The sequence below is a fragment of the Allobrachymonas chironomi DSM 19884 genome (assembly GCF_000374625.1).
Classification (GTDB): domain Bacteria; phylum Pseudomonadota; class Gammaproteobacteria; order Burkholderiales; family Burkholderiaceae_C; genus Brachymonas; species Brachymonas chironomi.
This window is the reverse complement of sequence record NZ_KB894773.1, coordinates 89,515-107,166: the sequence shown is the minus strand read 5'-3', so window position 1 is coordinate 107,166 and position 17,652 is coordinate 89,515. Positions and strand designations below refer to the sequence as shown.

Below are 17,652 nucleotides of genomic sequence, written 5' to 3'. Positions count from 1 at the left end.
GGGCCAGCGGCCTCAACCTGGTGACGGCGGCCATCGTGCTATGGAACACGGTCTATCTGGAGCGGGCCGCGAACGCCTTGCGTGGCCACGGTCAAGCCGTCGATGACGGCCTGTTGCAGTACCTGTCGCCGCTCGGCTGGGAGCACATCAACCTGACCGGCGATTACCTCTGGCGCAGCAGCGCCAAGATCGGCGCGGGCAAGTTCAGGCCGCTACGGCCGCTGCAACCGGCTTAGCGTGCTTTATTTTCCGTTTTCTGAGACGACCCCGTCATCACCGCCCTGACCCTGGGCCTGGCAGCCTGCGGCAATGACCAGAAGCCGGCCGCCGCGCCTGCTGCTCCGGCCGCATCGGCTGCTGCCAGCGCTCCGGCATCGGTGGCAGCACCGGCAGCCAGCCAGGCCGCAACGGTCCGCAACGAGCTGATCAAGCCGATTCCGGCAGCAGAGATCAAGGACCCGGCCATGGTGGAACTGGGCAAGAAGCTGTTTTTTGATCCCCGCCTGTCCCGCTCCGGCGGCATGTCCTGCAACTCCTGCCACAACCTGAGCATGGGCGGCAGTGACAACCTGGCGGCATCGATTGGTGACCGCTGGCAGAAGGGCGGCATCAACTCGCCCACCGTGCTCAACTCCAGCCTGAACATCGCCCAGTTCTGGGATGGCCGTGCCAAGGACCTGAAGGAACAGGCCGGCGGCCCGATCGCCAACCCGGTGGAAATGGCCTTCACGCACGATCTGGCGGTGGCCATGCTGGAAACCATCCCGGGCTACAAGCAGGAGTTCACGGCGGTGTTCAAGAAGGACAGCATCGATATCGACCAGGTGACCACGGCCCTGGCGGCCTTCGAGGAAACGCTGGTCACGCCCAACTCCCGCTTCGACAAGTGGCTCAAGGGTGACGATTCCGCCATCACTGCCGATGAGCTGAAGGGCTACGAGCTGTTCAAGTCGGCCGGTTGCGTGGCCTGCCACAACGGCCCCAACGTGGGTGGCGCTTCCTTCCAGAAAATGGGTGTGGTCGAGGCCTACAAGACGGCCCACACGGCACAGGGCCGCATGGACGTGACCAAGTCCGATCAGGACCGTTTCCTGTTCAAGGTGCCGACGCTGCGCAACGTCGAGCTGACCTACCCCTACTTCCACGATGGCGCCGCCATGACGCTGACCGAAGCCGTGGACACCATGGGCAAGCTGCAGCTGGGCCGCACCTTCACCGCAGAGGAAAATGCCCAGATCGTGGCCTTCCTGAAGACGCTGACCGGCGACCAGCCGAAGTTCGAGCTGCCGCAGCTGCCGGTTTCCGGCGACAGCACGCCGCGTCCTGATCCCTTCGCCAAGTAAGTAGCGGATCCTGCCCGGACAAAAGGCCTTCCCCCGTCAGGGTGGAAGGCCTTTTTCGCAGGAGTTGCCGAAGCCGGCCGGTCTTACACCCCGCGGGCGCGGTCGGTATGGAACCGGGCCACGAAGGCGTCAAAATGGCCGGCATCCATGGCATCGCGCACTTCCTGCATCAGGTTCAGGTAGTAGTGCAGGTTGTGGATGGTGGTGAGCATGGGGCCGAGCATCTCGCCGCACTTTTCCAGGTGGTGCAGATAGGCGCGGCTGAAGCCGTCACGGCCACCGGCGGCATAAGGGATGCCGCTCGGGCCGGCGCAGGCATAGCAGGTACAGGTTTCATCCAGCGGGCGCGCGTCGGTCTTGTGGCGCGCATTGCGGATTTTCAGGTCGCCAAAGCGCGTGAACACATGGCCGTTGCGGGCATTGCGCGTCGGCATCACGCAGTCGAACATGTCGACGCCGTGCTGCACGCCAAACACCAGGTCTTCCGGCGTGCCCACGCCCATCAGGTAGCGCGGCTTGTGTGCCGGCAGGCGGTGCGGGGTGTAGGCGGTCAGGCGCTGCATGTCTTCCTTGGGCTCGCCCACGCTGACACCGCCCACAGCGTAACCGGGGAAGTCCATCTCGACCAGCTGTTCCAGCGATTCCTGGCGCAGGTGCTCGAACATGCCGCCCTGCACGATGCCGAACAGGGCGTTGGGGTTGTCCAGCCGCTGGAATTCGTCCTTGCAGCGCTGCGCCCAGCGCAGGCTGAGTTCCATCGAGGCACGGGCTTCCTTTTCGGTGGTCAGCTGGCCGCCGGTTTCGTACGGTGTGCACTCGTCGAACTGCATCACGATGTCCGAGTTGAGCACGGTCTGGATCTGCATGCTGATCTCGGGCGTGAGAAACAGCTTGTCGCCATTGACCGGGCTGGAAAAGCGCACGCCTTCCTCGCTGATCTTGCGCATGTCGCCCAGGCTCCAGACCTGGAAACCGCCGCTGTCGGTCAGGATCGGCTTGTGCCAGTTTTCGAACTGGTGCAGTCCGCCAAACTGCTGCATGATGTCCAGCCCCGGACGCATCCAGAGATGGAAGGTGTTGCCCAGGATGATTTGCGCGCCCATCTCATGCAGGCTGCGCGGCATCACGCCCTTGACGGTGCCGTAGGTGCCCACGGGCATGAAGATGGGGGTTTCGACCACGCCGTGGTTGAGCGTGAGCCGGCCACGGCGCGCCTGGCCGTGGGTGGAGAGAAGATCGAATTGCAGCATGGCGACCGATTGTAGGGCCTGGCTGCGTTGGCGTCATGTGCTGCGCATCGCGCGCAGCGGCAGGCTTACTGTTGCGACGCGCCTTGGCTGGTCTGGACCAGCCTGGGCTGGGATATGTCGGTGCGGCCATCGGCACGATCCGAGCTGTCCCACGCCCACGCGGTGACAACGCTGAAACCCAGCAGGAAAACCATGGCGGCGGCCAGACGGCCAAACAGAGACAACATGTGACTATCCTTCAGTTATGCAGCTGATTGTGCATCAGCCGAGGCCGGTGTCAGCTTGTTGTCATCCGCAAAAGTGTGAACTAATGCAAGGACTTGGCGACTAATGCTCAGGTGTCGTCAGCCATGTTGCGTTGCAGCAACATGGAGTCGCCATAACTGAAGAAGCGGTAGCGCTGCGCAATCGCGTGCTGGTACAGCGCCATGATGTGCTCGTAGCCGGCAAAGGCGCTGACCAGCATCATCAGCGTGCTCTTGGGCAGGTGAAAGTTGGTCAGCATCAGGTCCACCACGCGGAAGCGGTAGCCAGGCGTGATGAAGATGTCGGTATCGCCACGGGGCTGGCCGCTGCCGGCCCAGCTTTCCAGCGCGCGCACGCTGGTGGTACCCACGGCCACGATGCGGCAGCCACGGGTGCGGCAGGCTTCGATCGCGGCCTGGGTCTCGGGCGGGACATGGTAGCGCTCGTGGTGCATCACGTGCTCGGCGATGTTCTCGGTCTTGACCGGCTGGAAGGTGCCGGCACCCACGTGCAGCGTGACATGGGCACGTTCCACGCCCATGGCCTGCAATTGGTCCAGCAGCGGCTGGTCAAAGTGCAGGGCAGCCGTCGGTGCGGCCACGGCACCGGGGTGGCGTGCAAACACGGTCTGGTAGCGGCGCTCGTCCTCGGCATCGTCACCGTGGGTGATGTAGGGCGGCAGCGGCACATGGCCGTGCTGCGCCATCAGCGTGTACGGGTCGTCACTGAACTGGAAACGGTAGATCGGGCCGTCCTCATGTGGCCAGCGGCCCAGCAGGGTGGCGCTAAAACCGCCGTCCATCTCCAGCACGGCACCGGGTTGCGGCTTTTTGCTCACCTTCATGTGCGCGGCCACGGTGTGCGGCAGATCCGGTTCGTGCAGCACGCGTTCCACCAGCAGCTCCAGCTGGCCGCCAGTGGCCTTGTGGCCGAACAGGCGCGCCTTGACCACCTGGGTGTCGTTGAACACCAGCAGGTCGCCGGGTTGCAGCAGGCCAGGGAGGTCGGTAAACGGGCGGTCCACCGGCGTGGCAGCACGGCCATCGAGCAGGCGCGAGCCGGTGCGCTCGGCAGCCGGATGCTGGGCAATCAGCTCGGGCGGCAGGTGGAAATCGAAATCGCTGAGGGTGTGGGGGCGGGCAGGGGTGGGCATGGGGCTAGGCGTTGAAAGCAGGCAGGATTGTCCCATGCGGGGCACTGCCTGGGAAAGCCCTCTGGTCCACGGCAAACAAATTGCGGGCAATAGGGATGCGGCAGTTTGCTAGCCCGGCTGATCTTCGGCCAGTGGCACTCTGCTCCGCGTGCAGGGCTTGTGCCTGACAGATGTGGATGGATCGGGCAAGTCTGAGGGGGCAGGCATCGGACATGTATAGAAGGCAGGTTTCTTCTATACATGTCCAGATCGTCATGTTCAAATATGCGTGTTTTGTATACATGAGATCGGTATGAAACCCTTTGATCGGACCCAGCCCCACAATGCCTTGCCCTTGTTGCCGCCTCCAGTGGAGCTGGAAAGCAAGGCTGTGTTGAAACAGGTGATCGCGGCCCGCACCGCATTGGCCGAGTTGAATGGGGCTGCAAAACTGCTGCCCAATCAGGGCGTATTGATTCAGGCAATTGGCCTGCAGGAAGCCAAGCTGTCCTCCGAAATTGAGAACATCGTCACTACGCACGATGATCTGTTTCGTGGCTTTGCCAATGACGGGGAGGGTGCCAGTCCGGAAACCAAGGAGGTACTGCGCTACCAGGAGGCGCTTTGGCAGGGGCATGAGTGGGTGGAACAGGGCCTGCCGTTGACTACGCGCTTGTTCGAAGCGCTGTACCAGGTTGTGAAGCAGGCAGATGACGGCGTGCGTCGTTTGCCGGGTACGCGACTGGCCAACCCTGCTACCAAGGAAATCATTTACAGCCCGCCGGAAGGTGAAACCGTCATTCGTGACAAATTGGCGAATCTTGAGCAGTTCATCAACAGCCCGTCGGAGCTGGACCCGCTTGTGCGTATGGCAGTGGCGCACTACCAGTTTGAGGCGATTCACCCTTTCCCTGACGGCAATGGACGGGTAGGGCGTATCCTCAATATCCTGCAAATGCAGAGCGAGGGCTTGCTGGATGTGCCCATCCTCTACCTATCGCGCTACATCATCGAGAACAAGGGCGCGTATTACCGGGGCTTGTCAGGTGTGACGGAGCGCGGGGAGTGGGAAGCCTGGGTGCTGTACCTGCTGCGTGGTGTGGAAAGCATGGCGCAAGTCACCCGCGAGCGTATCCAGGCGGTGTTGGCCCTGATGGAGCTGGCCCACGAACAGGCGCAGGGTGTATTGCCCAAGGTGGCGGTGCGCGGTATTCTGGATGTGGTGTTCCGTCATCCCTACTGTAAGGTCCGGTTCCTGGAACAGGCTGGGCTGGGCACACGCCAGACCTGCACCAAGTACCTGCGCGCATTGGTCAGCGCCGGCTTGCTACGCGAAGAAACGGTATGGAGAGAAAACTACTTCATCAATGATGCCTTCTTTGAGGCGCTTTCGCGTTAGAAGGCTGATGTGCATGAAGTTAACATGAGCTTTCCATCATGTTAAATTTATAGTCAAAAATCAACATGATGGCGGCGTTGTCGCCGCCCATCCTGTCGATCAGGCCAGCGCAGCCAGCATCTCCGGCGTTTCCGGGAAGCCATTGCGGCCGGGGAAGTCGTCGCCATGCTCGCGTGCGTTGGGCATTTGCAGCCACAGGCGCAGCAGCTTGCGGCCATCCTTGACCACGTTATCGTGATCGACAAAGCTGGTGCGCGAGTGCAGCACCACGTTGTTGTTGGCCAGTTGCAGGTCGCCCGGTTCCAGCATCATGTCGATGCGGTGGTTGGGGTTGGCAATCACGTCATCGAGGATGTCCAGTGCGCGAATCTCTACCTGCGACAGCGGCAGCTCCATGATCTCGTGGCCCAGCTCGACGTACTGGCGCAGGTAGCGGCAGCTCAGCTTGCCCTGGTGGTAGCTGAACAGCGCGGTCAGTGCCGGCGTGGGCTGGCACAGGTGGGCCATGTACCAGCGCTTGTAGTACAGGCCGAGGTATTCGGGGTGCTTTTCCAGGATCTCGTTGTAGATGGAAGCCACGCTGACCAGGCTGGACAGGCCGCCTTCCCTGGCCTTGCGCACGCACAGCAGGCCCACCACGTCGGACGGATCGGTGTGGTAGGGAAGGTAGAGGTTGGTTTCGTAGACGCGGGTGTTCTTGTCGCTGGCATCACCCACGGCCTGGACCTTGCCGAGCAGGTCGCCCTTGGGGTTCTGGCGCACCGGGCGGCCCAGATGCAGGCCGATGCCGTAGCAGACGGCATCGATCTGCTCTTCGGTGTAGCGTTCTACCGGAATGCCGCGCGCCACCAGAAAGCCGAGACCGTTTTCCAGGTCTTCGGACCAGCGTGCCAGCTCGGGGGCCAGGGCGTCCAGCGGGAAATCTTCCTTGGTGAAGTGGGGGAAACGCAGGCCGCGTGCCTCCAGTCCGGCCAGGGCGGCATCCAGCGCGGCAATCGCCTCGGACGAGAGCGGGCGCAGCCATTCGTCCTGGCGTTGGGCAACGTCGGCGGCTTGCCAGGCTGAAGGGCCGGTTACGGGCTGGGTCAGAATGAGGCTCATGGCGCGGGATCTCCTGGCTGAAAGGGGCAGGCCGCATGCTGCGGCGAATCTGTCATATTAAACCAAGAGTGGTATACCTCTCAAGGTGCCAAGGCATGTGCTACAGCGGTAGTCGGTATTCCTGCCGTGCCCGTACGGGCGCAATGTTGCCAAAAACAGGCAGAATCCCCCCATGCCCCAACCCCAGCCAGCCGCCCCGGCGGCCAAGCCCCTGTCGCCCATGCAGAAAGCCCTGCGCAAGCTGGGCCTGGTGCGCCCCATGGATTTTGCGCTGCACGTGCCGTTGCGCTACGAGGACGAGACGCGCATCGTCAAGCTGCGCGATGTGCGTCCGGGCGAGGTGGCGCAGATTGAGGGTGTGGTCACGTCCAGCGAGCTGCAGTTCCGGCCGCGCCGCCAGCTGATCGTGACCGTGGACGATGGCACGGATGTCTGCACGGCACGCTTCTTCAATTTCTATCCCAACCAGCAGCAGGCCTTGTCGGAAGGCAAGCGGGTGCTGCTGCGCGGCGAAATCCGCACCGGCTTCATGGGCTGCACCATGCTGCATCCCTCGTTCCGCGTGGCCGGCGGCGAACTGCCTGACGCACTGACGCCGGTCTACCCCTCATCCGGCAATCTGCCGCAGGCCTACTTGCGGCGCGCCGTGCTGTCGGGGCTGGAGCGGGCGCAGCAGGCCGGGCTGCTGGCCGAGACGGTGCCGGCCGAAGCCTTGCAGGATCTGGGCCGGCAGCTGCGTCAGCCGCCCTGGCCGCTGGCGCAGGCGCTGCACTATCTGCACCATCCCTCGCCCGATGTCTCGGTAGCGGCGCTGGAAGACCGCAGCCACCCGGCCTGGCTGCGGCTCAAGGCCGAGGAACTGCTGGCGCAGCAGTTGTCGCAGGCCCAGGCGCATCTGGCACGCGAGCAGCTGCGCGCGCCGCGCCTGCCCTTGCGCGAAGGCGGCCTGCATGAACAGCTGCTGGCGCAGCTGCCGTTCAGCCTGACGGCGGCGCAGCGCCGTGTCTGCGAGGAAATCGCGCAGGACTTGCAGCGCGGCCAGCCCATGCACCGCCTGCTGCAGGGCGATGTGGGATCGGGCAAGACCGTGGTGGCTGCGTTGGCGGCGGCGATTTGTATCGATGCCGGCTGGCAGTGCGCGCTGATGGCGCCGACCGAAATCCTGGCCGAGCAGCATTTTCGCAAGCTGCTGGACTGGCTGACGCCGCTGAACGTGGGCGTGGCCTGGCTCACCGGCAGCCAGAAGACGAAAGAGCGCCGCGAGATGCTGGAGCGCATTGCCAGCGGCGAGGCGCAGCTGGTGGTGGGCACGCATGCGGTGATCCAGGACAAGGTGCAGTTCCAGCGGCTGGCGCTGGCCATCATCGACGAGCAGCATCGCTTTGGCGTGGCGCAGCGGCTGGCCTTGCGCAGCAAGATGCAGCCCGATGCCGACGGCCAGGCCGATCCGCACCTGCTGATGATGACCGCCACGCCGATTCCGCGCACGCTGGCCATGAGCTACTACGCCGATCTGCATGTGAGCACCATCGACGAATTGCCGCCGGGCCGCACGCCGGTGCTGACCAGGCTGATCAGCCAGCAACGGCGCGACGAGGTGATTGCGCGCATCGGTGCGCAGCTGGCGCAGGGCCGGCAGGTCTACTGGGTTTGCCCGCTGATCGAGGAAAGCGAGGCGCTGGACCTGCAGAACGCCACGCAGACCTGGGAGGAGCTTGGCGAAGCCCTGCCCGGCGTGCAGGTGGCGCTGCTGCATTCCAAGCTGCCGGTGGCCGAGAAAAAGGCCATCATGGCCGCCTTTGCCGGCGGTGACACCGGCGTGCTGGTCAGCACCACCGTGATCGAGGTCGGCGTGGACGTGCCCAATGCCAGCCTGATGGTGATCGAGCATGCCGAGCGCTTCGGCCTGTCGCAGCTGCACCAGTTGCGCGGCCGGGTCGGGCGCGGTGCCGCCGCCAGCGCCTGCGTGCTGCTGTATGCGCCCAATGAGGCCGGCCGGGTCAGCGAAACCGCCAAGGCGCGCCTGATGGCGATGGCCGAGACCAACGACGGCTTCGAGATTGCCCGGCGCGATCTGGAAATCCGTGGCCCGGGAGAGCTGCTGGGTGCGCGCCAGAGCGGCAGCCCCTTGCTGCGTTTTGCCGATCTGGAGCAGGATGCCCTGCTGCTGGACTGGGCGCGCCACTGGGCCCCGGTCATGCTGCGCCAGTGCCCGACGCTGGCCGAACGCCATCTGGAGCGCTGGCTGGGCGGCAAGGCCGAGTTCCTCAAGGCCTGAATCGATTCGCTAGCGTCAATGCGATAATGTCCCATTCCCTGGCCTGATCCTGATGCAGGCCTGCCTTGCTGAAAGAACAATCATGGAACGCTGGACCCCCCGAGTTACCGTGGCTGCCGTGCTGGAGCATGAAGGCCGATTCCTGCTGGTGGAAGAGCGTCAGACCCGTGGTCTGGTGCTGAACAATGCGGCTGGCCACCTGGACCGGGGCGAGTCCCTGGTGCACGCCTGTGTGCGCGAAGTGCTGGAAGAAACCGCCTACGATTTCACGCCCGAGGCGCTGGTCGGCGTCTATTTGTCGCGCTACCAGGGGCATGATGCCAGGCGCGGCATCGACCGCGACCTGACCTTTTTGCGCTTCACCTTCTGCGGCAAGCTGGGCCGTTTCCACCCGGATCGCCAGCTGGATACGCCGATCGAACGCACGCTGTGGCTCACGCCCGACGAGATCCGTGCCAGTGTGCAGCGCCATCGCAGTCCGATGGTGATCCGCTCGCTGGAAGACTACCTCAATGGCCATCGCTTCCCGCTGGACACGATCTACGCGCATGAGAGCGTCACCCATCCGGCCTGTTTCGAGACGCGTTGATCGTCATGGCTGAACTGGATACAGGCGTCTGGCTGGTGCTGGCACTGGCCGCCTTTGGCGCAGGGGTACTCAATGCGATTGCCGGAGGGGGCAGCTTCCTGACGTTCCCGGCCCTGGTCTGGGCCGGCATACCGCCGATTGCCGCCAACGCGACCAGTGCCGCGGTGGTCGCGCCCGGCTACCTGGGCAGCACGCTGGGCTTCCGGCCGGAATTGCAGGAACTGTCGCGCCGCCTGCTCTGGCGCGAAATGCTGGTGGCGGCCATCGGTGGCCTGCTCGGGGCATTGTTGCTGCTGGTCACGCCCGCTGCCGTGTTTGCCGGCATCGTGCCCTGGCTGCTGCTGTTTGCCACGGCGCTGTTCGCCATGGGCCCGTGGCTCACGGCGCGCCTGCGCGGCGGCCAGGCCGACCAGCTGCAGCGCTGGCGCTTGCCGGCCTTGCTGCTGGTATGCATCTACGGCGGCTACTTCAACGGCGGGCTCGGCATCCTGCTGATGGCCATGTACCTGCTGGTGGGCGAGGCCCGCCTGAACACCGCCAACGCCCTGAAAAACCTGAATTCGCTGGTGCTGTCGCTGATTTCGGTGGCGGCTTTTGCCTGGGCCGGCGCGATTGTCTGGCGCGAGGCGCTGGTGATGATGGTGTTTGCCACGCTGGGCGGCTGGGCCGGGGCGCGGCTGGCACGCCGGCTGCCGATGCGCGTGGTGCGCGCCATCGTGATCCTGACCGGGCTGGTGATGAGCCTGCTGTTCTTCCTGCGCCAGCGCTGAGTTGGCGCCCGGACTCAGCCTTCCTTGCCATCCACGCGCGGCTTGCCGTACCAGCGGCTGTAGCGCCAGGCCCAGACGGCGACGATGCCGGTCCAGAGCAGCGCCGACAGCATCAGCAGCAGGCTGGCCTGTGCGCTGGGGAAGGCACCGGCCAGGCGCAGCACGATGGCCAGTTGCAGCAGCCAGAACAGTGCCCAGACCTTGTCGTCGGCGATCAGGGCGCGGCCACTGTGGCCGCAGGACACGCGCGTCACCATCGCCAGGATGAGCGATCCCAGACAGCCCATGGTCAGGGCATGCAGCGCCGCCCAGGGTAGCACCAGGCCGGACGTGGCACCGAGGATATTTGTCAGGCCGCTGATCAGGAAGGCCAGTCCCAGCCAGATGAAGCCGATGTGCAGCATCGCCAGCAGCCGGATTTTCAGGCTTTGCACCAGGCCCCAGACCACGGCCAGCCACAGCAGCATGCCGGCCAGGCCCAGCTCGATCACGCCACGCAGCAGCATCCAGCCCTGGCCGCGCAGGCCGAGCGCCTCCAGCCAGGGCACGACAGCCTCGAAAATCGCCGCACCGAGCATCAGCCCCAGCACCCAGAACGGGCGCCAGACCTGCACCATGGGCACGGCATTGCTGGTAAAGAAGGGAATCATGCGGTGGGCCACAGCCACGAAGGTGACCACGATAAAGGCCCACAAGCCGCTCAGCGTCCACAGGCGTGAAGACGCGGCATCGCCCTGCCACAGCGCCAGCAGGCTGGCGGCCAGACAGACGCAGCCGGCCAGGCCGCCCAGGCCCACGCTTTTGGCGTGCAGGCGATCCTGGTGCACGCTGCTCCTGACCAGCTTCCACCACAGCGCGTACATCCAGCACAGACCCAGCAGCGCCAGCGTGCCGCCGAGCAGGGCCAGCGTCTGATGCAGCTGTGCCCCCACCAGCCACAGCAGCCAGCCTGTCGCCTGCATCAGCAGCAGCGGCCGTACCTGTTGCGTCGTGGGGGCGGTCACGTTGAGCCACTTGGGCCCGGCGGTGAACAGGAAGCCGGCAAAGTACAACGGCATGAAGCCATACACCATCACATGGGCGTGCACCAGCGTGGCAGGAAGGGTTTGCTGCAGCTGAAGGGCCCCGCTGAAGCGATCGGTCTGGACCAGCGCCCACCACAGGCTGCCGGCAACCAGCAGCAGCATGGCCAGGAAAAAGCCGAGCCGGTGCGGCGCACGCATCAGGGCCTGCAGGCGCCAGGGCGTGGCCTCGGCCTGCGCCAGCAGCGCCGCTTTCTGGCGCGCCTTGTCTTCGGCGGACGGGCGGGCTGCTGCAGTCTGGATCGGAATCGGGCGGGAGGAGGGGGGGTGCGGGGCGGTCATGGGGAAATTCTAGGCCGCTGCCGTTGCCACCGGCCGCATTCACACAGCAGCGGCAAGGGCATGCCCTGCTTCTGGCGAAGCCCGGTGTCCGCCAAAGGAGCTAGTTGGTATATGCTGGCCGGAGGAGCCTGCAAGGGGCAGAGGAGAACACCGGGATGGAATGGAATGACACCTTGCGCGGCATGCTGGCAGCCCTGGGCATCGGCCTGCTGATCGGCATGATGCGCGAGCGCCGCAACAACAAAACCATGGCCGGCATTCGCACGCATGCGCTGGTGGCGCTGGCCGGGGCCATCTGCATGTTTCTGGGCAGCGGCATTTACATGGTGGCGCTGCTGGTCATCGGTGCCTATGGCGTGGCCGGTTACATGCGCAACGATCCCGGTGATGTCGGCCTGACGGGCGAGGTGGCGCTACTGGTCAACATGGTGCTGGCCGGCCTGGCCATGCAACGGCCCGAGCTGGCGGTGCCGCTGGGCGTGGTGGTGGCGGTGCTGTTGCAGGCCAAGCAGCAGCTCCGCACCATCAGCCGCCAGCTGATCAGCGAGCAGGAGGTGCGCGATGGCATGGTGCTGCTGGTAGCCGGCCTGGTGATCATGCCCCTGCTGCCGGCGGCAGCGGTCGATCCCTGGGGGGCGCTGCATCCGCGCACGGTGTGGAAGGTGGTGGTGCTGGTGATGGCCGTCGGCGTGCTGGGCCATGTGGCGCAGCGCATGGTGGGGCCGCGCTGGGGCCTGCCGGTGGCCGGCTTCTTTGCCGGCTTTGCCTCCTCCACGGCTGCCACGGTGAGCATGGGCCAGCGCACCAAGGCCGATGCCGCCACGGCGCTGGAAGCCGGCGCCGCTGCCATTCTGGCCAATCTGGCCTCGCTGCTGCTGCTGGGTGCCGTGGTCTGGGCGGTGGCGCCGGGCCTGCTGCAGGCCACGCTGGCGCCGCTGGGCATGGCGGTGGCCGTGCTGCTGCTTGGTGCGCTGCTCGGGCTGCGCCGCTCGATGCAGCAGCCGGTTCCGGAAGAGCCGGCACCGGCCGCGGCACGCGCCTTCAAGCTCAGCCACGCGCTGCTGATCGCGTTCGCGATTGCGCTGGTATCGGTACTGTCGGCCTGGCTGCGCCACCTGTTTGGCGATACCGTGGCGATTCTGGCAGCGATGCTGGCAGCGCTGACCGAGCTGCAGGCGGCGGCTGTCAGCGTGGCGCGCATGGGCAGCTCGGGCCAGATGCCGCAGGCGACGGCGCAATGGGGCCTGGTCGGCGTGCTGGCCGCCGGTTCGGCGGCCAAGTCGGTGCTGGCCTTGGTCAGCGGCAGCCGGTCCTACGGCCTGTATGTGGCACTGGCGCTGGTCGTGCAAGCGGCAGCAGCAGCGGCCGTGCTGGCGCTGATGCAGGGCATCTGGGGTTGACACATGGCCGTCATGCGTCCGACATGAGGCCGTCGCGCAAATCCCGTCCAATGGTCACATGATGGTGCGGGGCGGCCAGCCGGCGGCCCCTGGACTCGGAACCGGATACCATGAAAATCATGATTGTGACCGACGCCTGGGAACCCCAGGTGAATGGCGTGGTGCGCACGCTGAAAACCACCACCGCCCACCTGCAGGAGCTGGGGCATGAGGTGCAGATCCTGTCGCCGCTGGAATTCCGCTCCGTGCCGTGCCCGACCTACCCGGAGATCGCGCTGGCGCTGACCACGCCGGCGCAGGTGGCGCAGCGCATCCAGGACTTCGATCCCGATTGCCTGCACATTGCCACCGAAGGCCCGCTCGGCTGGATGGCACGCCACACCGCGATCCGGCTCGGCTGGCCCTTCTCCAGTGCCTATCACAGCCGTTTCCCGGAATACGTGCATGCGCGCTTCCGGCTGCCGGTCGGCATCAGCTATGCGGTGCTGCGCAAGTTCCACAATGCAGCACGCTCCACCATGGCCCCGACACCGGCCATCGTGCAGGACCTGCAGGATCGCGGTTTCCGCAAGGCCCGCCTGTGGTCACGCGGGGTGAATCTCGATGCCTTCCACCCCGATGGCGAACAGCTGCCGCGCGAGAAGGACCCGGTGTTTCTCTACGTCGGCCGCATTGCCGTGGAAAAGCAGGTGCACAAGTTCCTGGAGCTGGACCTGCCCGGCGAGAAATGGGTGGTCGGCTCCGGCCCGGAAGAGGAACGGCTGCGTGCGCGCTTTCCGCAGGCGCGCTGGCTCGGCGTGCTCAAGGGCGAGCCGCTGTCCACTGCCTACCGCAGCGCCGACGTGATGGTGTTTCCCAGCGTGACCGATACCTTCGGTCTGGTGATGGTCGAGTCCATGGCCTGCGGCACGCCGGTCGCGGCCTATCCGGTGCCGGGCCCGATCGATGTGATCGGCATGGCATCCGATGGTGGCGTGCTCGATACCGACTTGCGCCAGGCCTGCCTGCGTGCGCTGGACAAAACGCGGGATCGCGCCGCCGTGCGCCGCCATGCCGAACAATTCAACTGGCCGGCTGCCACGCGCCAGTTTCTGGACGGGCTGGCGCCGCGCAGCCGGGAGGCGGGGCGGGTGCTGCTGGCGGGCTGAGTTCCGCTGGCCTGTGACAGGGCCGGTGGTCCTGCGCTTGCTTTTGCTGTCATCGGCCCTAGAATAGCTATTCACTTGTCTATTCATTTATCTATTCAAGCGCCATGACCCTCCATGCCGATACGATCCGGCTGCAGCTGGCACAGGGACCGATGACCAGTCGCCAACTGCAGCAGCAGCTGGGCCTGAGCCAGGCCACGCTATCGCGTGCGCTGCGGGCCATGGGTGGGCAGATCGTGCGTCTGGGGGCTGGGTCCGCTATTCACTATGCCCTGCATGACAGCGTGCGCGGTCTGCCGGACATGCCGGTCTACCGCGTGACGCCGGAAGGGCAGATCCAGGAGTTGGGCCTGCTGTTGCCGGTGCGCCCGGAAGGCTTTGTCATGTGCCAGACAGCCGGCAAAAGGCTGCACAGCGACGGCCTGCCCTGGTGGCTGTACGACATGCGGCCACAGGGTTATCTGGGGCGTGCCTATGCACAGCGCCATGGAGCCTTGCTCGGCCTGCCGACCACTCTATCGCAATGGACGGATACCCATGCCCTGATGGCACTGCTGCGGCATGGGCAGGATGTGACGGGCAATCTGCTGCTTGGCGATGCCATGCGTACCGCCTATCTGGAATCGGCAGACCCCTTGCCGGTGGCCAGCGCAGACAAGCCGCAGGTGTACGGGGAAATGGCCAGGGAAGCGGCACAGGGCGAACTGCCGGGTTCATCGGCGGGTGGCGAGCAGCCCAAGTTCACTGTCTATGCAGACGCGGATATTGCGCCGCAACACATGATCGTCAAATTCAGCGAAGCCGCAGACAACAGCGTGAGCCGGCGCTGGCGTGACCTGCTGCTGGCGGAACATCTGGCGCTGCAGGTTCTGGCAGAGCAGGGCGTGGCAGCGGCGCGCAGCAGCATCGTCGATCATGGCTCCCAGCGCTTTCTGGAAGTACAGCGCTTTGACCGCGTGGGTGTGCGTGGCCGGCGTGCCCTGTTCTCGCTGGCAGCGCTGGATGCCGAGTTCGTCGGTGCAGCCCAGTCAGGCTGGCCGGCGATCACGCGCCAGCTGGCGCGGCAGGGGCTGATCCGGCCGGAGGCGGCGGAGGGTGCTGCCCTGCTCTGGGCCTTCGGCACCCTGATCGGCAATACCGACATGCACACCGGCAACCTGTCCTTCATCAGTGACCATGGCCGGCCCTATGCCCTGGCTCCTGCCTATGACATGACGCCGATGGCTTTTGCGCCACGCAGTGGTGGCAGCTACCTGGACGACATGCCGCAGACCGGCCTGCACCCCGACGTGACACCAGCCCAGTGGCTGCAAGCCGAAGCGCTGGCGCAGCACTATCTGCGGCGCCTGCAGACAGAGTCCCGATTCGATGCCGCCTTTGCGCCCTGTCTGCTGGCACTGGAGCAGCATCTGATAGCCATGGGGCGCAAGATCCGTCTGCTGGCTACCTGATCAGCTATCCTGCGATGCCAGAAAACCGCCGCTCTGGCGCTGCCACAGCCGCGCATACAGCCCGCCTTGGGCCAGCAGTTCCTGGTGCGTGCCCTGTTCGATGATGCGGCCCTGGTCGAGCACAATCAGGCGATCCAGTGCGGCAATGGTGGACAGGCGGTGCGCAATCGCGATCACGGTCTTGCCTTCCATCAGGCGCAGCAGGCTGCTCTGGATCGCGGCCTCGACTTCGGAGTCAAGTGCGCTGGTGGCTTCGTCCAGCACCAGGATCGGCGCGTCCTTGAGCATGACGCGGGCAATCGCCACGCGCTGGCGCTGGCCTCCGGAGAGCTTGACGCCACGCTCGCCCACCTGGGCGTCGTAGCCGGTATGGCCCTGGCGGTCGTCCAGATGCGCAATGAACTCGTCGGCTTCGGCGCGTTCGGCTGCGGCGATCATCTCGGCCTCGCTGGCATCGGGCCGGCCATAGAGGATGTTGTCGCGCATGGAGCGGTGCAGCAGCGAGGTGTCCTGCGACACCATGCCGATGGCGCCGCGCAGGCTGTCCTGCGTCACGCTGCGCACATCCTGACCGTCGATCAGGATGCGGCCGCTGTCCACGTCCTGGAAGCGCAGCAGCAGGTTGACCAGGGTGGATTTGCCGGCGCCGGAGCGGCCGATCAGGCCGATTTTTTCGCCAGGGCGGATCACCAGGTCCAGCCCGTCGATCACCGGTGCCAGGCCGGCACGGTAGCTGAAGCTGACACGCTCGAAGCGTACCTCGCCCTGCGATACCTCCAGCTGGCGTGCGTCCGGTGCATCCACCACGGTGCGCGGGCGCGACAGTGTCTGCATGCCGTCCTGGATGGTGCCGACGTTCTCGAACAGCATCGTCATTTCCCACATCACCCAGTGGCTCATGCCGGTCAGGCGCAAGGCCATGGCGCTGACGGCCGCCACGGCACCGGTACCGACTTCGCCGCGCGTCCACAGCCACAGCGACAGGCCGGCAGCGCTCAGGATCAGCAGCACCATCATGATCTGGTTGACGATTTCGAAGCGGCTGACCAGTCGCATCTGCTGGTAGCCGGTGGCGCGGAAATCGTCCATCGCGGCACGCGCAAAACCGGCCTCGCGCTGGGTGTGGGCAAACAGCTTGACGGTGCCGATGTTGGCGTAGGCATCGGTAATGCGGCCGGTCATGGCGGCGCGCGCATGGGCCTGCGCCTTGCTGACCTGGCCCAGCCGCGGCACGAAGTACGCGCAGGCCAGCAGATAGCTCACGGCCCACAGGGCAAACGGCAGCATCAGGCGCAGATCAAAGCCGCCGGCCAGCAGCAGGATGGTGATCATGTAGGTACCCATGCCGATTACCACATCGGTGGTGGTGAACAGCATGTCGCGCACCGCCAGCGCAGTCTGCATGATCTTGGTGGTGATGCGGCCGGCAAATTCCTCGGCGTAAAAGGCCATGCTCTGGCCCAGCATCAGCCGGTGGAAGTTCCAGCGCAGCCGCATCGGGAAGTTGATGGCCAGCGCCTGGTGCTTGAAGATGGTCTGCAGCCCGACCACCACGATGGAGGCGAGCATGATGCCGGTGAGCCAGCCGAGCTGGCTGCCAAAGTCCTGCAGCAGGGTGTCGCGGCTGCTGGCGGCCAGCCAGTCCACCACGCGGCCCAGCGTGGCAAACAGGAACACTTCGTACATGGAGACCAGCGCCGACAGCATGGCCATGCCCAGCAGGTAGCCGCGCGCGCCGCGCGTCATCTGCCAGACAAAGCGCAGCAGGCTGGTGGGAGGGGCTACCGGTTCCCGCGTCGGGTAGGGCGGCAGCCGGCGTTCAAACCAGGAAAACAGGAATTTCATGCCGGAATGCTAGCCCAGTTGGGCTTTCATCGCCAGAGCAGGGGGCTTCCGGGCGGCCGGCAGGATCAGCGTGTATTGCCTTCGGGCAGCTCGATCTTGACTTCCAGCACTTCCAGGTTGTCCTGGCGATCCAGCTGCACCTTGATGTCCTCGGCGTTGATCTTGATGTACTTGGAGATCACCTCCACCAGTTCGCGCTGCAACGCCGGCAGGTAGTCGGGCTCGTCAGCATTGCGGCCGCTGCGCTCGTGCGCCAGGATGATCTGCAGGCGCTCCTTGGCAACGGAGGCGGTCTTCTTCTTCTCGCCGAGCAGGAAGGACAGGAACGATGCCATG

The 17,652-nt window shown here is 65.3% G+C and carries 16 protein-coding genes; 9 read left to right on the top strand and 7 right to left on the bottom strand.

The window, feature by feature from the left end; translation table 11 throughout:
- Together C513_RS0109955 and C513_RS0109950 are read left to right on the top strand one after the other, a co-directional pair.
- Positions 1–236, top strand: a 236-nt coding sequence (locus C513_RS0109955; RefSeq protein WP_018715866.1) for a Tn3 family transposase, incomplete at its 5' end; no start/stop codon positions are given.
- A 141-nt stretch (positions 237–377) separates the two neighbouring features.
- The gene (locus C513_RS0109950) at positions 378–1,343 is read left to right on the top strand and encodes a cytochrome-c peroxidase (RefSeq protein ID WP_018715865.1); all 966 of its coding nucleotides are present in this window, start codon (positions 378–380) and stop codon (positions 1,341–1,343) included.
- Between the two features lie 83 nt (positions 1,344–1,426).
- On the opposite strand, the gene tgt is transcribed toward C513_RS0109950, so the two are convergent.
- The 3 genes from tgt to queA all read right to left on the bottom strand — a co-directional run bounded on the left by tgt (position 1,427) and on the right by queA (position 3,992).
- On the bottom strand, positions 1,427–2,593 hold the full coding sequence (gene tgt, locus C513_RS0109945; protein ID WP_018715864.1) for a tRNA guanosine(34) transglycosylase Tgt: 1,167 nt from the start codon (positions 2,591–2,593) through the stop codon (positions 1,427–1,429).
- Between the two features lie 65 nt (positions 2,594–2,658).
- Positions 2,659–2,820 (bottom strand): hypothetical protein, encoded by a 162-nt coding sequence (locus C513_RS14315; protein WP_018715863.1) that lies wholly within the window; start codon positions 2,818–2,820, stop codon positions 2,659–2,661.
- Between the two features lie 107 nt (positions 2,821–2,927).
- On the bottom strand, positions 2,928–3,992 hold the full coding sequence (queA, locus tag C513_RS0109935) for a tRNA preQ1(34) S-adenosylmethionine ribosyltransferase-isomerase QueA (protein WP_018715862.1): 1,065 nt from the start codon (positions 3,990–3,992) through the stop codon (positions 2,928–2,930).
- A 292-nt stretch (positions 3,993–4,284) separates the two neighbouring features.
- Between queA and C513_RS0109930 the strand changes: the two genes are divergently transcribed.
- Positions 4,285–5,370, top strand: coding sequence for a Fic family protein (locus C513_RS0109930; protein WP_018715861.1), 1,086 nt, complete (start codon positions 4,285–4,287; stop codon positions 5,368–5,370).
- A 99-nt stretch (positions 5,371–5,469) separates the two neighbouring features.
- Here the strand turns inward: C513_RS0109930 and C513_RS0109925 are convergent, their stop codons facing one another.
- Positions 5,470–6,471, bottom strand: coding sequence for a TauD/TfdA family dioxygenase (locus tag C513_RS0109925; protein WP_018715860.1), 1,002 nt, complete (start codon positions 6,469–6,471; stop codon positions 5,470–5,472).
- Between the two features lie 172 nt (positions 6,472–6,643).
- Between C513_RS0109925 and recG the strand changes: the two genes are divergently transcribed.
- The 3 genes from recG to C513_RS0109910 all read left to right on the top strand — a co-directional run bounded on the left by recG (position 6,644) and on the right by C513_RS0109910 (position 10,108).
- Entirely contained in the window at positions 6,644–8,749 is a 2,106-nt protein-coding gene (gene recG, locus C513_RS0109920; protein ID WP_018715859.1) for an ATP-dependent DNA helicase RecG, read from the top strand.
- 82 nt (positions 8,750–8,831) lie between these two features.
- Positions 8,832–9,338, top strand: a complete 507-nt coding sequence (locus tag C513_RS0109915; protein ID WP_033395012.1) for an NUDIX hydrolase — start codon at positions 8,832–8,834, stop codon at positions 9,336–9,338.
- 5 nt (positions 9,339–9,343) lie between these two features.
- Positions 9,344–10,108 carry a sulfite exporter TauE/SafE family protein gene (locus C513_RS0109910; RefSeq protein WP_026320737.1) on the top strand — a complete coding sequence of 255 codons (765 nt, stop codon included), beginning with the start codon at positions 9,344–9,346 and terminating at the stop codon, positions 10,106–10,108.
- A gap of 14 nt (positions 10,109–10,122) precedes the next feature.
- On the opposite strand, the gene C513_RS0109905 is transcribed toward C513_RS0109910, so the two are convergent.
- Complete coding sequence (locus C513_RS0109905) at positions 10,123–11,472, bottom strand: NnrS family protein (protein WP_018715856.1); 1,350 nt, start codon at positions 11,470–11,472, stop codon at positions 10,123–10,125.
- Positions 11,473–11,627: 155 nt separating this feature from the next.
- On the opposite strand from C513_RS0109905, the gene C513_RS0109900 reads away from it, so the two are divergent.
- From C513_RS0109900 to yjjJ, 3 genes are all read left to right on the top strand, one after another.
- Positions 11,628–12,872, top strand: a complete 1,245-nt coding sequence (locus tag C513_RS0109900; RefSeq protein ID WP_018715855.1) for an MgtC/SapB family protein — start codon at positions 11,628–11,630, stop codon at positions 12,870–12,872.
- Between the two features lie 110 nt (positions 12,873–12,982).
- Positions 12,983–14,020 (top strand): glycosyltransferase family 4 protein, encoded by a 1,038-nt coding sequence (locus C513_RS0109895; protein WP_018715854.1) that lies wholly within the window; start codon positions 12,983–12,985, stop codon positions 14,018–14,020.
- A 104-nt stretch (positions 14,021–14,124) separates the two neighbouring features.
- A complete protein-coding gene (yjjJ, locus tag C513_RS0109890) occupies positions 14,125–15,471 on the top strand; it encodes a type II toxin-antitoxin system HipA family toxin YjjJ (protein WP_018715853.1) in 1,347 nt (448 codons plus the stop codon).
- Here the strand turns inward: yjjJ and C513_RS0109885 are convergent, their stop codons facing one another.
- Both C513_RS0109885 and minE read right to left on the bottom strand, forming a co-directional pair.
- Positions 15,472–17,316: an ABC transporter ATP-binding protein gene (locus C513_RS0109885; RefSeq protein WP_018715852.1), complete on the bottom strand. Its 1,845-nt coding sequence runs from the start codon at positions 17,314–17,316 to the stop codon at positions 15,472–15,474.
- Between the two features lie 65 nt (positions 17,317–17,381).
- Positions 17,382–17,651, bottom strand: a complete 270-nt coding sequence (gene minE, locus C513_RS0109880) for a cell division topological specificity factor MinE (RefSeq protein ID WP_018715851.1) — start codon at positions 17,649–17,651, stop codon at positions 17,382–17,384.
- Position 17,652: the final 1 nt, after the last annotated feature.